Source organism: Kocuria rhizosphaericola (assembly GCF_044462205.1).
GTDB classification, from domain to species: domain Bacteria; phylum Actinomycetota; class Actinomycetes; order Actinomycetales; family Micrococcaceae; genus Kocuria; species Kocuria rhizosphaericola.
The window spans coordinates 1-13,549 of the sequence record NZ_JBISWK010000125.1 but is presented as its reverse complement, the minus strand read 5'-3'; the positions used below and the strand labels follow the sequence as shown (position 1 = coordinate 13,549).

11 protein-coding genes and 1 pseudogene are annotated in these 13,549 nt (G+C 73.3%); 3 read left to right on the top strand and 9 right to left on the bottom strand.

The annotated features are described in order from the left end of the window. Window positions 1-82 precede the first annotated feature (82 nt). Window positions 83-619, top strand: coding sequence for a sigma-70 family RNA polymerase sigma factor (locus ACH9D2_RS12760; protein WP_396363177.1), 537 nt, complete (start codon window positions 83-85; stop codon window positions 617-619). After that, entirely contained in the window at window positions 616-1,236 is a 621-nt protein-coding gene (locus ACH9D2_RS12755; protein WP_396363176.1) for a methylated-DNA--[protein]-cysteine S-methyltransferase, read from the top strand. Before ACH9D2_RS12760 ends, ACH9D2_RS12755 begins: the two co-directional genes overlap by 4 nt. Before the next feature lie 166 nt (window positions 1,237-1,402). Here the strand turns inward: ACH9D2_RS12755 and ACH9D2_RS12750 are convergent. After that, window positions 1,403-1,702 (bottom strand): annotated as a pseudogene (locus tag ACH9D2_RS12750) (amidase); the annotation flags it as partial. 26 nt (window positions 1,703-1,728) lie between these two features. Next, window positions 1,729-2,379: an amidase family protein gene (locus ACH9D2_RS12745; RefSeq protein WP_396363175.1), complete on the bottom strand. Its 651-nt coding sequence runs from the start codon at window positions 2,377-2,379 to the stop codon at window positions 1,729-1,731. 136 nt (window positions 2,380-2,515) lie between these two features. On the opposite strand from ACH9D2_RS12745, the gene ACH9D2_RS12740 reads away from it, so the two are divergent. Then, window positions 2,516-4,300 carry an N-acetylglutaminylglutamine amidotransferase gene (locus ACH9D2_RS12740; protein ID WP_396363174.1) on the top strand — a complete coding sequence of 595 codons (1,785 nt, stop codon included), beginning with the start codon at window positions 2,516-2,518 and terminating at the stop codon, window positions 4,298-4,300. A 7-nt stretch (window positions 4,301-4,307) separates the two neighbouring features. Here ACH9D2_RS12740 and ACH9D2_RS12735 read toward each other — a convergent pair whose 3' ends face one another. From ACH9D2_RS12735 to ACH9D2_RS12705, 7 genes are all read right to left on the bottom strand, one after another. Further along, window positions 4,308-5,123, bottom strand: a complete 816-nt coding sequence (locus ACH9D2_RS12735) for an alpha/beta hydrolase (protein ID WP_396363173.1) — start codon at window positions 5,121-5,123, stop codon at window positions 4,308-4,310. Between the two features lie 110 nt (window positions 5,124-5,233). Beyond that, the gene (locus ACH9D2_RS12730; protein WP_396363172.1) at window positions 5,234-7,783 is read right to left on the bottom strand and encodes an MMPL family transporter; all 2,550 of its coding nucleotides are present in this window, start codon (window positions 7,781-7,783) and stop codon (window positions 5,234-5,236) included. Between the two features lie 121 nt (window positions 7,784-7,904). Continuing rightward, entirely contained in the window at window positions 7,905-8,567 is a 663-nt protein-coding gene (locus tag ACH9D2_RS12725; RefSeq protein ID WP_396363171.1) for a TetR/AcrR family transcriptional regulator, read from the bottom strand. 101 nt (window positions 8,568-8,668) lie between these two features. Continuing rightward, the gene (locus ACH9D2_RS12720) at window positions 8,669-9,649 is read right to left on the bottom strand and encodes an AraC-like ligand-binding domain-containing protein (RefSeq protein WP_396363170.1); all 981 of its coding nucleotides are present in this window, start codon (window positions 9,647-9,649) and stop codon (window positions 8,669-8,671) included. Window positions 9,650-9,728: 79 nt separating this feature from the next. Next, window positions 9,729-10,274 (bottom strand): hypothetical protein, encoded by a 546-nt coding sequence (locus ACH9D2_RS12715; RefSeq protein ID WP_396363169.1) that lies wholly within the window; start codon window positions 10,272-10,274, stop codon window positions 9,729-9,731. Further along, window positions 10,271-11,860, bottom strand: coding sequence for an APC family permease (locus ACH9D2_RS12710; RefSeq protein WP_396363168.1), 1,590 nt, complete (start codon window positions 11,858-11,860; stop codon window positions 10,271-10,273). Before ACH9D2_RS12710 ends, ACH9D2_RS12715 begins: the two co-directional genes overlap by 4 nt. 3 nt (window positions 11,861-11,863) lie before the next feature. Further along, window positions 11,864-13,549 (bottom strand): primary-amine oxidase (locus ACH9D2_RS12705; protein ID WP_396363167.1); only part of this gene is annotated, 1,686 nt, incomplete at its 5' end.

Sequence of the window (13,549 nt, the reverse complement as noted above, 5' to 3'; positions counted from 1 at the left end):
GGGCTCTCCGGTGCTCGCCTGGAGGGGAGAACGTCCTGCGTCGCGATCTCACGTTTCCGCGGGCGCAGCCGTCTGCGAGGTGATGAACACGAAAGAGCCTTTCGAGACCGTGGTGTCCCGGCACGGCCCCGTGGTGTGGCGGGTCTGCCGGGCCGTGCTGAGCACCCACGCGGACACCGAGGACGCGTGGTCGGAGACGTTCCTGGCCGCGCTGCGGGCGTACCCGGAGCTGCCGGCCACGGCGAACGTGCAGGCGTGGCTGGTGACGATCGCCCACCGCAAGGCGATCGACGTCGTCCGGGCCCGGTCCCGCGCGGCGGTGCCCGTGGCCGCGCTCCCGGAGCCACCGGCGCACCAGGACGACCGGCCCGAGCACGACTCCCCGCTGTGGGTTGCCGTGGCCGCCCTGCCGCCCAGGCAGCGGCACGCCGTGGCCTACCGCTATCTGGGCGGACTGCCCTACCGGCAGATCGCGGAGCTGCTGGGCGGCACCCCCGAGGCCGCCCGCCGGGCCGCCGCCGACGGCGTGGCCTCTCTCCGCAGGACCCTCGCCGAGCCCCTCGTCGAGAGCCCCACCCGTACCGTCGCGGAGACCCACAGGACAGGAGAGGACCGATGACCCCGACACCCCTCAGCTCACCCCTGGGCGGCCTGCGCGCCGCCGTCCCCGTGCCGGAGACCGTGCTGGGGGACCTGCACCGGCGCCTGGAGGACGGGGCCGCGGAGGCGGGGCTGCTCGACGTCGCGTACACGACGGTCAGCACCCCGGTGGGAGTGCTGCTGCTGGCCGCCACGGAGCAGGGTCTGGTCCGGGTGGCCTACGCCCGGGAGGACCACGGGGCGGTCCTGCAGGACCTGGCCCGCCGGATCAGCCCGCGGGTGCTGCGGGCCCCGGCCCGTCTGGCTCCGGCCGTGCAGCAGCTCGAGGAGTACTTCGCCGGGACCCGCACCCGGTTCGAGCTCCCCCTGGACCGCTCGCTCTCGCACGGCTTCCGGCGTCTGGTCCAGGAGCACCTGCCGGGGATCGGCTACGGCAGCACGCAGAGCTACGGCGCGGTGGCCCGCTCGGTCGGTCGCCCGCAGGCCGTGCGGGCGGTGGGCACGGCCTGCGCCACGAACCCCCTGCCGGTGGTCGTCCCGTGCCACCGTGTGCTGCGCGGCGACGGCGGCCTGGGGGGATACGTCGGCGGACTGGAGGCGAAGACGGCGCTGCTCGAGCTGGAGGCGGCCGCCTGAGGGCGCCGGGGCCGTGCGGCGCGGCCGGATGCCGCGGCCGGACCGCGCGGCTCGCCGAGCGCATCCACTCGACATATGTCCGCATCGGCATACCGGCGACCGTGCGGGGCCAGCGCTCTCCGGACGGGAACGGCAGCACCTGGGACGTGGGCGTCAGCAGCACGTCCCACCGGTCGAAGAACGTGCGCACCGCCTCGTGCAGGCGGGTGCGGGCCAGGGCCGCGTCCACGAGCTGCCGGGCGGTGAGCGCCAGCCCCTTCTCGATGTTCCAGACGATCTCCGGCTTCACCAGCTCGCGGTGCTCCGCGACCACCGTGCGCAGGTTCGCCGCCATGTCGAAGGCCCGCGTCACGTCGAACACCTCGTCGGCGTCGCGCAGATCCGGAACGGCCTCCTCGACCACGGCACCGAGCTCCTCGAACGCCTGCGCCCGGGCGAGCAGGACCTCGACGATCTCCGGCTCCACCGGGACGCCGAGGCCGAAGTCCGTGCTCAGCCCGATCCGGACGCCGACGAGGGCACGACCCCGGCGGAGGGCCGGAAGCCGGCGATGTTGCAGAACGCGGCCGGGTTGCGCAGGGACCCGCCCATGTCGGAGCCGTCGCCCAGGGGCTGGATCCGGGACGCGATCGCCGCGGCCGCCCCGCCGCTGGAGCCGCCCGCGCTGCGGTCGAGCGCCCAGGGGTTGTTCGTGGTGCCGAAGACCTCGTTGCAGCTGTGGGAGCCCGCCGCGAACTCGGGCACGTTGTTCTTCCCGGTGCTGATCACCCCGGCCGCCGTGAACCGCGCGACGATCAGGTCGTCGTGGTCCGGCACGTGCTCCGCGAACACCGGGGAGCCGGAGGTCGTGCGGATCCCGGCGGTGGCGTGGGTGTCCTTGTGCGTCATCGGCACCCCGTGCAGGGGCGGCAGCTCGTCCGCGGGCGTGCCGGCGGTGAGCTCGTCGGCGCGGGCGGCGGCCTCGTGCGCCTGCTCGCGGACCTGTGTGACCACGGCGTTCACGGCGGGGTTCACGGCGTCGATCCGCGCGAAGTGGGCGTCGAGCACCTCCCGCGCGGAGACCGTGCGGGTCCGGACGGCCGCCGCGAGGTCCCGGGCGGAGAGCCGGCAGAGGTCGGTGGGACCGGCGGGGTCCGTGGTCATACAGGCACCGTACGGCCCCCTCCACGCCGCCGACCGGGCATCCGGCGGCGTGCCCCCCGTAATATTGGAGGATGCTCTCCCTCCACGGACCACCACTCCCGATCCCGTCCCGGCTCCGGAGCGGGGGTGAGCGCTGATGTGCGGCATCGCCGGTGAGATCCGGTTCGACGGCGCCGCCGCGGACCCGGGCACCATCCACCGCATGACGTGCGCCCAGGCCGGCCGCGGCCCGGACGGGTCCGGCGCCTGGGCCCAGGGGCCGGTGGCCATGGGCCACTGCCGGCTGAAGATCGTCGACCTCAGCCCCTCGGGCGGGCAGCCGATGGTCGACTCCCGGCTGGGGCTGTCGATCGTCTTCAACGGCATGATCTACAACTACCGGCAGCTGCGCGAGGAGCTGCGCGGGATGGGCTACGAGTTCTTCTCCACCTCGGACACCGAGGTCGCCCTGAAGGCCTACCACCGCTGGGGCCGGGAGTGCGTCTACCGTTTCCACGGCATGTTCGCCCTCGCGATCACGGAGCACACGAGCGGGCGCACGGTCCTGGCCCGCGACCGGCTGGGCATCAAGCCGCTCTACGTCGACCACACGGGGGCGCGGCTGCGGTTCGGGTCCACGGTGCAGTCGCTGCTGGCGGCCGGGGACGTCGACACCTCGATCGACCGCACCGCCCTGTCGTTCTACCTCACCTTCCACTCGGTGGTCCCGGCCCCGCGCACGATCCTCAAGGGCGTGCGGAAGCTGCCGCCGGCGACCGTGCGCACGGTCGAGCCCGACGGCTCGGCCTCGGACCACGAGTACTGGAACCCCCAGTTCACCCGCGACGAGGACCGCTCGGACTGGTCCGAGCAGGACTGGCAGGACGGGCTCGTCGAGAAGCTGCGCACCGCGGTGAAGCGGCGCATGGTGGCGGACGTGCCGGTGGGCGTGCTGCTGTCCGGCGGCATCGACTCGAGCCTCGTCGTCGCCCTGCTCGCGGAGAGCGGTCAGGAGGACCTGCAGACGTTCAGCATCGGCTTCGAGTCCCGGGGCGAGGAGTCCGGGGACGAGTTCGAGTTCTCGTCCCTCGTGGCCCGCCGCTTCGGCACCGACCACCACCAGATCGCGATCGACGACGCCCGCCTGGTCCCGGCGATCGACCGGACCGTCGCCGCGATGAGCGAGCCCATGATCAGCCACGACTGCGTGGCGTTCTACCTGCTCAGCGAGGAGGTCTCGAAGCACGTCAAGGTGGTGCAGTCCGGCCAGGGCGCCGACGAGGTGCTCGGCGGCTACCACTGGTACCCGCCGCTGGCCGACGTCGCGCGCGACGACGCCCGGCAGACCTACTCCGAGTCGTTCTTCGACCGCCCGTGGTCCCGGCTCGCGAAGGTCCTCTCCCCCGAGTGGATGGCGACCCACGACGCGCCGACGGCGTTCATCGAGCGCCACTTCGGTCGCCCGGGCGCGGAGACCGCCGTGGACGCCGCCCTGCGCACCGACTCCACGGTGATGCTGGTGGACGACCCCGTGAAGCGCGTCGACAACATGACCATGTCCTGGGGTCTCGAGGCGCGGGTGCCGTTCCTCGACCACGAGCTCGTCGAGTTCGCCGGGCGCATCCCCCCGGAGCTCAAGCTCGCCGACGGCGGCAAGGGCGTGCTCAAGCGCGCGGCGCGCGGCATCGTCCCGGACGAGGTGATCGACCGGAAGAAGGGCTACTTCCCCGTCCCGGCGATCCGCACCCTCGAGGGCGGGACCCTGGACCGGGTCGAGGCCGCCCTGACCGACCCGGCGGCGGTGCGGCGCGGGCTCTACAACTCGGAGGTCGTGGAGTCCCTGCTGGCCGACCCGAACCGGCACCACACGCCGCTGCGCTCCAACGTGCTGTGGCAGCTGGGCCTGCTGGAGATGTGGCTCCAGGAGAACGGCATCTCCTGACGCCGGCTCAGCCCTCCGGCCGGCCCCACCACTCCACGGCCCGCCGCACGATCGGGGGCGGGACGGCGTGCCCGCCCTCGAACTCGGCGTACGTGACGTCGTACCCGTCCTCCTCGAGCTGCGGCACGATGCGCCGGCTCGTCCGCTCGACGGGCAGGACGTCGTCCGCGGCCCCGTGCGAGACGAAGATCCTCGGCGTCCCGGTCCGGGCGGCGGGTGGCACGAAGCCCGGCGAGAACGCCATGACGGCCCCGAACAGCATGCCGTTGGCGAGGCCCAGCCCCAGGGCGTAGGAGGCGCCGTCGGAGAACCCGGCGAGGGCGATCCGCTCCGGGTCCACCCGCACGAGCTCGAAGGCGCGCCGCAGCGACCGGTCGAGGACGTCGACATCGGGACCGTACCGCCCACGGACGGCGTCCCACGTGGATTCCCGCGAGGACGGCGCCAGGACGGCGAACCCGTGCTCGGCGGCGGCGCTCCTCAGCAGGTCCAGGCCGCCCCTCGCACTGCCGCCGGCGCCGTGCAGGGAGACGACGAGCGGCACCGGCCCCCTGGGACCGGCCGAGGACGGCAGGAAGAGCAGCGAGTCCCCCTCCTCCGCCACGCCGAGCTCGTGCTCGCCCGGGCCGGCCGGCTCGGCGGGTGGGGCGTTCCCGGGGCGGGCCGAGAGAGCCTCGCGGTCGTCGCCCGCCGCACCTCCGCCCCGCCGCGCACCGTTGTCGCGCGGGTCCGTCGGCACCCTCCGCTCCACGACGCAGCCGGGAAGCGTTCCGACCAGGGCCAGCTGCCCGGCGACCATGAGGAACGTGCGGCGCGCCGTCATGGGCACGACTGTACCGACCGCAGCGGGCCGGCACACCGGAACAGCACCGTGCCCCTCCACGCGCTGCGGGTGGAGGGGCACGGTGCTGTCCGGAGCCTGCAGGTGCCGCGTCAGTCGCGCCGGCCGGCACCGACCAGCTCGCGCTCGGCGTCCGGGTCCGGCGCAGCGTCGCCCCATCCGCTCGGACCGGCCGAGCCGACCGGCGCGGGCGTGCGGTCGCGGCGCAGGGAGTCGCCCTCGACGTCCACGTCGGGCAGGATCCGGTCGAGCCAGCGGGGCAGCCACCAGGCCTTGTCGCCGAGCAGGTGCATGACCGCGGGGATCAGCATCATGCGCACCACGAAGGCGTCGACGAGCACGCCGAAGGCGAGGCCGAAGCCCATGGGCCGGATCATCGCCATGTGCGAGAACACGAAGCCGGCGAACACGGAGATCATGATGATCGCCGCGGCGGTGACCACGGCCCGGCCGGCCCGGAGCCCCTCCTGGACGGCGGACCGTGCCGAGCGGCCGTGCACGAACGCCTCGCGCATCCCGGAGACCAGGAACAGCTGGTAGTCCATGGCCAGGCCGAACAGCACGCCCACGAGGATGGTGGGCAGGAAGCTGAGCACCGGGCCGGGCGCGTGCACGCCGAAGACGCCGCCCAGCCAGCCCCACTGGTAGATCGCCACCACCGCGCCGAAGGCGGCGAAGAGGGAGAGCATGAACCCGGCGGTCGCGACGACCGGCACGAGGATCGAGCGGAAGACGAGCACCAGCAGCAGCAGGGACAGCCCGATCACCACGGTGAGGTACAGCGGCAGGGCCTCGGCCAGCAGCTGGGAGACGTCGATGTTGCCGCCGGTCTGGCCGGTGACGCCGATGCGCACGCCGTGCTCGTCCTCCAGGGCCGGGGACAGGGCGCGCAGGTCGCCGACGAGCTCCTCGGTGGACTCGGCGGCCGGGCCGTCCACGGGCACGACCTGGAACGCGGCGGTCCGGCGGTCCTCCGACAGCCCGGCCGGGACCACGGAGACGACGTCGTCCTCCGCCATGAGCTCCTCGCCCACGGTGAGCTGCAGCTCGGCCGCCTCGGACTCGTCCGTGCCCTCCGGCAGGTCGGCGACCACGAGCAGCGGGCCGTTGGCACCGGCGCCGAACTTCTCGTCGAGGACCCGATAGGTGCGGTACTGGGTGGAGTCCTCGGGCTCGGAGGAGGCGTCCGGCAGGCCCAGGCGCATCGAGGCCGCGGGGAGGGCGACGACGACGAGCGCGAGCACGCCGGCCACGAGGGTCAGCACGGGGTGGCGGGTGGCCACGCCGGGGCGGGGCTCCCCGAGGTGCGCGGGCCGGCGGGCCGCGCGGGTCCGGGCGCGGGCGGAGAGCAGCCGCCCGCCCACGAGGGACAGCAGCGCCGGGGTGAGGGTCACGGCGATCAGCACGGCCACGGCCACGCAGACCGCCGCCGCGGTGCCCATGACGCCCAGGAACGGGATGCCGGTGACGTTGAGCGCGGCCAGGGCGATGATGACGGTCAGCCCGGCGAAGACCACCGCGTTGCCGGAGGTCCCGGTGGCCAGGCCGATGGACTCGTGCAGCTCCGTGCCGGCCAGCAGCTGCTGGCGGTGCCGGTTGAGGATGAACAGCGAGTAGTCGATGCCCACGGCCAGTCCGAGCATGACGCCCAGCATCGGGGTCACCGGCATCATGTCCACGGTCCCGGAGAAGGACAGCACGCCCAGGGCGCCGACGGACACGCCGGTGAGCGCCATCAGGATGGGCAGGCCGGCGGCCACGAGGGTGCCGAGCATGACCAGCAGCACGATCCCGGCGATGACCACGCCGATGACCTCGGCGGGACCGAAGAGCTGGGAGATGTCCTGGGCGATCTCCAGGGAGTACTCGACCTGCACGTCCTCGATCCCGGTGCCGTCCACGGCAGCCTGCAGAGCCTCCTTCTCCTCGGCGGTGACCGCCTGCTGCTCGGCGGTGAAGGTCACCACGGCCATCGCCGTGGTCCCGTCCTCGGAGACCGTGCGGGTCTCTTCGGCGAGTGCCATCAACCGCTCCCCGCGGTCGAGCTCGGGCAGCCCGTCCACGAGCTGCTCGCGGTTGCGCTCGAGCTCCGCGCGGCCGTCGTCGAGGGCCTCCTGGCGGGCGTCGAGCTCGTCCAGGACCTGGTCGGAGGCATCGGCCCGCTCGGCCTGCTCACGGGCCTCGTCGAGCTTCTCCTGGTTCTCGTCGAGCGTGTCCTCGGCGGCGTCGAGCTGCGCGCGGCCGTCGGCCGCCTGCTCGCGTCCGTCCGCGAGCTGCTGCTCCTGCTCCTCGCGCTCGTCCTGCGCGGCGAAGGGGTCCAGGACGCCGTCGACGCCCGGGGACTCCTCCGCGGCGGCGAGCGCCTCGCCGATCTGCTCCCGCTGGTCCGCGCTGAACGGCTCGCCGTCGGCCGTCTGGAACACGATCCGGCCGGTGCCGTGGCCGGCGTCGGGCAGTTCGGACTGCAGCCGGTCGGCGAGGCGCTGGGTCTCGGTGCCGGGGACGGTGATCGCGTTGGTCAGCTGACCGCCGAAGGCGGCGAAGGCGCCGCCGGCGAGGAGCAGGACCGCGATCCAGGCCGCGACCACGGCCCACGCGCGGTGGGCGGCGAAGCGCCCGAGTCGGTACAGCAGATGTGCCATGTCTCTTCTCTGTCGGTCAGGTCAGGTCAGGAGCGTCGTCCACGGAACGCCGTGCAGGGAGGGTCGGGTCAGGAAGAACGGGTCGGGAAGCCCGGTCAGGAGTGCGGGCAGCGCGTGCGGGTCAGTCCGCGAAGCCGTGCCGCAGGCGGTCCACGGCGGTGCGCAGCAGCCGGTGCCAGGTCATGCGGCTCTCGGGGGTGTCCACCGCGCCGGTCTCCTCGGCCCACCGCTCGAAGGCGACAGCCAGGGCGTGGAGCAGCAGGCTCGCGAGCAGGTCCACGGTGAAGGTGGACGCGCCGGGGACCCGGTCGCTGATCTCGGAGGCGAGCCGGGCGGTGAGGGTCTGGAACACCTCGTGCGCCCACACCGCGGTGGTGGGGCTGTCCTCGCTGGCGCCCATGAGCCGGGCGATGTGGCACATGGCCGGGACGAGCTCGGTGCGCTCGATCACGTCGGCCAGCTGCTCGAGGACGGCCCCGGGGCTCGGCTTCGCGGGCGGCGGGGTGGCCTCCACGACCCGCGCGAAGTTGTCGACGAACACCCCGAGCAGCTCGGTGAAGCGCGCGTAGACGGCGTCGTCCGCGGAGGCGAAGTGGTTGAAGATCGTGCGCCGGGAGACCCCGGCCCGCTCGGCGAGGTCGTTGACGGTGAACCGGCCCACTCCCCGCTCCGCGGCCAGGGCCGCGGCGGCGTCGATGATGGCGCGGCGGTTGTGGTACTTCACCGCCTCCCGCCGGTCCTCCGGGGGGCGGTCCTGGGCCGGCTCGGCGGGCAGATTCGTCACAGCTCGTTACACTAGGTGCAACAGTACACTCAGTGCAACCTTGCACGTAGTGCAAGGGATCACGCCGGGGAACGCAGGCCTGCCCTCCGGATGCGGGGGCGTCAGGCGGGCAGGTCGGCCAGGGCCTGGGCGCGCGCGGCGGACGGCGAGACGCCGTAGGCGGCCTTGAACACGCGGGAGAAGTGGGCGGCGTCGGGGAAGCCCCACCGGGCGGCGATCCGCGCCACGGGCACCCCTGCGCTCATGGGGTCCTCGAGCGCGCGCCGACACCGCTCGAGCCGGCGGGTGCGGATCCAGGTCGAGACGGTGGTGCCCTCGTCCTGGAAGACCTGGTGCAGCCGCCGCACGGAGACGTAGTGCGCCCGGGCGATCGTGGTGGGGCCGAGGTCGGACCGGGAGAGATTGGCCTCGACGTAGTCGTGCACGCGGGCCCGCAGCCGGTCCTTCTCGTGGGCGGAGGCCGCCACCTGGTCGTCGAGCTCGAGGTTGAAGGAGGTGGTGAGCAGGTCGAGGGCGGAGTTGCCGAGCCGCTGGCCGTTCATCCCGGTCAGGGCGTCCATGTGGTCGGCCATCGACGCGAGGAAGGAGGCCACCATGTCGTGGACGGCGCCCTCGGGCCCGAGCCGGCAGGCCCGCAGCTGTGCGACGGCGGCGGGCGGGAGGTCGAGGACGCGGTGGTCGAACATCAGCACCAGCAGCCGGGACTCCTCGGGGAACTCCAGGCGGTAGGGCTCGGAGGTGTCGTAGAGGGTGAGGTCACCGGGGTTCAGCACGCTGCGCCGGCCGTCCTGCTCGACGACGCAGCGGCCCTCGAGCTGCAGGTTCACCTTGAAGCGCCCGCCACCGGTGTCCTCCGGGCCGGCGGGAACGCGCTCGACCGCGTGCGGCGAGAACCGCAGGTGCGAGACGTGCAGGTTCCCCGCCTCCCGGCCCACGAGCCCCGCCCGGAAGGACCGGGCGGCCGTGGTCGTGCAGCTCAGGGGGACGAACGAGCGCGAGGTCAGGCGCGACCAGTCCCGGATGGACTCCACGAGCTCGGGGCTCGCGGCGGTCCGGCCCGGTCCGGTCGGCGTCGGCACCATCGAACGATCCCTCCCTGTCCGGCACGGTGCGGACCACCGGGGTCCGCACCGTGACTGGCATCACATCTGGATCGCCATATTAGACCGGTTGGTAGGTAATTCGCTGATTGTGTCGTCCCGTCCAGCCGACGGCGAGGGCCGCCACGGCCAGCTCGACCGCCACCACGAGGAGCATGCCGCCGTGGCCCGCCCCCGAGGCGGCACCCGCCGCGGACGCTCCCCCGTGGTGGGCATGGGCGCCGTGCGCCCCGGAGCCCCCGTCCAGCAGCGGGAGGAGCAGCACGTGGCCCAGGGCCATCGCGAGGGCCATGCCCATGGTCATCCGCACCGCGCCGGTGGGGTCGCCGGTCCGGACGAGCCCGGCCAGGCAGGACAGGCACAGCAGCGCCATGACCCCCATGAGCACCGACCACCCGGGCCCGTGGGCGCCGGCGAGGGCCATCTGCGCGTGCAGGGCGACGGAGGCGGCCACGCCCAGCACGAGCAGCACCCGGAGGAGGCCGGCGCCACGGCGCACCTCCCGGCGCGGTGCCGCCGGTCGGCCCGGCGGCCGGAGCACGCCGACCGGACCGCGCACCGCCCGGCGCGCCCCCACCGCCCCGGCCGCCGGCTCCAGGGCGGTCACCGCGCGTCCCCGGCCACGCCGGCGGCCTCGGGCGCCTCGGGCGTCCCGGACTCTCCCGGTGCGTCCGGTCGCGCCACGGACCCGCCGCCCTCCACGGCGCGGCCCGAGCCGACCCCGGCGAACACCCCGGGCCGGCGGCGCCGGAGGTGCTCGCCCCAGAGCAGGCCGGCGAGCCCGGCGGCCAGGATGATCGCCGGCATGACGACGGCCAGGAGGCTGGGCCCCTCGGCGCCGATGAGGACGTCGAAGTTCACCAGGACCAGCAGGAAGACCGCTCCCAGCCCCGCCGCGGACAGCCCGGGGGCGATCCAGCGCACCCAGGCGGACTGCCCGTCCGGCTCCCGCCGGAAGTGCCCGATGACCGCCAGGGAGGTGATGGTCAGCAGGAAGATCAGCCCGAAGGCGCCCGCGTTGACCAGCCAGGTGAACAGGGTCAGCACCGGGAAGAGTGGACCGAGCTCGGAGCCCTGCCCGGCGACCGCGAAGACCGTCACGAGCACCACGGCGAGCGTGCTCTGCGCGAGCGAGCCGGCCACCGGGGCGTGGTTGCGCCGTCCGACGGCGCCCAGCCACCGCGGGAGCACGCTCTCGCGGCCCAGCGAGAAGAAGTACCGGGCCACCGCGTTGTGGAAGGCGATGAGCGCGGCGAGCAGGCTGGTGATGAACAGGACCTGGGCGATGTCCGCCAGCAGCACTCCACCGTGCTCGCCCAGGAACACGAACACGAGGTCCGGCCCGTACTGCTGGGAGGCGGCCACGATCCCGCTCGGGCCGACGCCCACGGCCAGAGCCCACGCGGAGACCGCGTAGAACACCGAGATGATCGCCACCGCCGTGAACGTGGCCCGCGGGACGGCACGGGCCGGGTCCTTGGCCTCCTCGCTGTAGATCGCGGCGGACTCGAAGCCCATGAACGCGGCGATGCCGAAGGACAGCACGGCGCCGATGCCGTAGGTGAAGAACTCGGAGGGCATCAGGGGCTGGGCGCTGAGGCCCTCGGGGGCCACTCCCAGGGAGATCACGTCGACCACGATCACCACGAGGAACTCGAGGGTGACGAGGACCGCGATGACCTTCGCGGAGAGGTCGACCCGGCTGACGCCCAGCAGCCCCACGAGGACGAGCCCGGCGAAGGCCGCCGCCCACCACGGCACCGCGAGGCCCAGGCGCGCCTCCAGGAAGGAGGACAGGACGAAGCCGAAGATCCCGTAGAGCCCGATCTGCATCGCGTTGTAGCTGATGAGGGCGAGCCAGGAGGCCCCGATGCCCTGCCGGGCGCCGAGCCCGTCGGCCACATAGGCGTAGAAGGCGCCGGCGTTGGTGATCCGCGAGGACATCGCCCCGTAGCCCACGGCGAACAGGGCGAGGATCACCCCGAGGACGAGGAAGCCGAGGGGCACCCCGAGCAGGCCGGTCACGGCGAACGTGGACGGGACACCGCCGGCCAGGACGGTGAGCGGCGCGGAGGCCGCGATGATGAGGAAGACCAGCGAGGGGACGGTCAGGGTCCGGCGCTCCAGGCCGGTGCTCTCGGTGAGGTGGCCGTGCTCGGGGGTCCGGTTCCGGCGGTTCGTCTCGGTGCTCATGGTTCAGCCCTCGCAGCCGCAGTCGTGGGCGGGACGCACGCCGCCGTGGTCGTGGCCCGTGATGGCGTGGGCGCCCTCCGTGGCGGGCACGGGATCGGCGTGGCCGACCTCGGTGCCGCAGCACGTGCCGCCGGCGGTGGACCAGTCCGGCAGGTCGAGTGCCGGATTGCGGTCCAGGAAGCCGTAGGGCTTGAACCAGAAGCCGTAGTAGTCCACGGGCATCACCGGCCAGTCCTCGGTGCGCGGGATGTGGGTGGGCCCGAAGGTGTGCCACAGCACCACGTCGGTGTTCTCGAGCGGCCGGTCCTGCTGCACCCACTCGCCGAGGCCCCCGCCCGCGTGCTGGTTGGGGTACTCGCCCGCGGGGAACCGCTCCTCCTCGTCGAAGGGGGTCACCCACAGGTGGTGGGTGGCGAACTGGGCCCGCTTCCAGGCGGAGGAGCCCTCGGCGGCGAGCAGCCGCGGGCCCGGCATGGGGATCAGGTGGTAGGCGGTGGGCTCGCCCACGTGGTTGCGGCGGTTGGGGTTGGTGACGAACCACTTGCGCCCGGTCTCGGTGTTCGCGTCCCGGATCCCCTCGGACTCGCGGGTCACGTCGGTGCGCGACCACGTGAAGGCGTTGCCGTACGGGTTGTCGTCGCCCATGGGGATGCGCACCAGGTTCTCCTCCTGCACGGAGTTCTCCGTTCCGTCGACGGCGACGTCGAGCCGGGCGCAGAAGATGTGCTGGTGCACCGGGGCCTGGATCCCCGGGGCGATCTCGTTGGAGTGCCGGTTCGGCCGCCCGGGCTCGCACGCGCCGGCGAAGACGATGCCGGTGGCCTTGGCCTCCACCTGGATGGAGCCGTCGAGGTAGAAGTACCAGAAGAAGCCGTACTCGTAGTTGCCGATCGTGGCGAAGTAGCTGATCACCAGCCGGCGGGAGCGGCGCACCTGCGGGGCCTCCCCGAACTCGGTGTGCTTCCAGAGCACGCCGTAGTCCTCCTCGTGCATGCACACCGCGTGCGGGATCTCCATGGGGTGGCCCTCGTCGTCGGCCACGAACGCGTCGAAGTACTGGATGACCCCGAGGCAGTCGCAGCCCAGCTTCAGCGAGTTGGCGTTCTTGCCGAGCAGGTACTCCCCGGCGTCGAAGTAGCTGATCCAGAAGCGGGTGTTCGTGGTGTCCCCGTAGGGCACGACCATCTCCGGCACGGAGGCCCGGTAGAGCACCGAGCGGTCCTCGGGCTGCTCGCCGGTGTCGTCGCGGAAGGTGACCCGGTTGAGCACCAGGCCCTCCTGGGCGTTGAAGCCGATGCGCAGCTTCCAGTTCTCCCAGGTCACGTGGGTGCCGTCCACCTGGAAGGACGGGCCCTCCGGCTGGACGATGTCGAGGGGCTTGAGGGTGGTGCGGGCCGGGCCCACGAACTCCGGGGTGTAGTTGGCGTCCGCCATGGGCACGGGCACGTCGCCGTCGTCCTCGACCCGGATGACCTCCCCGGCCGTGAGGTCGATGTGCACGACGAGGCCCTCGACGGGGTGGCCCCACGGGTTGTCGCCCTCGAAGCGGCGGTGGAAGGTCAGGGAGCGGATGACCCGCTTGCCGGTCTCGTCCTCCCGCGGGAAGAAGCCCGGCGCCAGCGGGGCCACGAAGCTGTGCGTGGTGTCCTCGATCCCCCGGCGGGCCATGGCCTCCTGCCAGCGCGGGTC

Bases quoted from the DNA above. Each gene is read 5' to 3' on its own strand.
- ACH9D2_RS12760 (WP_396363177.1), top strand. From the start codon at position 83: ATGAACACGAAAGAGCCTTTCGAGACCGTGGTGTCCCGGCACGGCCCC.
- ACH9D2_RS12755 (WP_396363176.1), top strand. From the start codon at position 616: ATGACCCCGACACCCCTCAGCTCACCCCTGGGCGGCCTGCGCGCCGCC.
- ACH9D2_RS12745 (WP_396363175.1), bottom strand. From the start codon at position 2,379: ATGACCACGGACCCCGCCGGTCCCACCGACCTCTGCCGGCTCTCCGCC.
- ACH9D2_RS12740 (WP_396363174.1), top strand. From the start codon at position 2,516: ATGTGCGGCATCGCCGGTGAGATCCGGTTCGACGGCGCCGCCGCGGAC.
- ACH9D2_RS12735 (WP_396363173.1), bottom strand. From the start codon at position 5,123: ATGACGGCGCGCCGCACGTTCCTCATGGTCGCCGGGCAGCTGGCCCTG.
- ACH9D2_RS12730 (WP_396363172.1), bottom strand. From the start codon at position 7,783: ATGGCACATCTGCTGTACCGACTCGGGCGCTTCGCCGCCCACCGCGCG.
- ACH9D2_RS12720 (WP_396363170.1), bottom strand. From the start codon at position 9,649: ATGGTGCCGACGCCGACCGGACCGGGCCGGACCGCCGCGAGCCCCGAG.
- ACH9D2_RS12710 (WP_396363168.1), bottom strand. From the start codon at position 11,860: ATGAGCACCGAGACGAACCGCCGGAACCGGACCCCCGAGCACGGCCAC.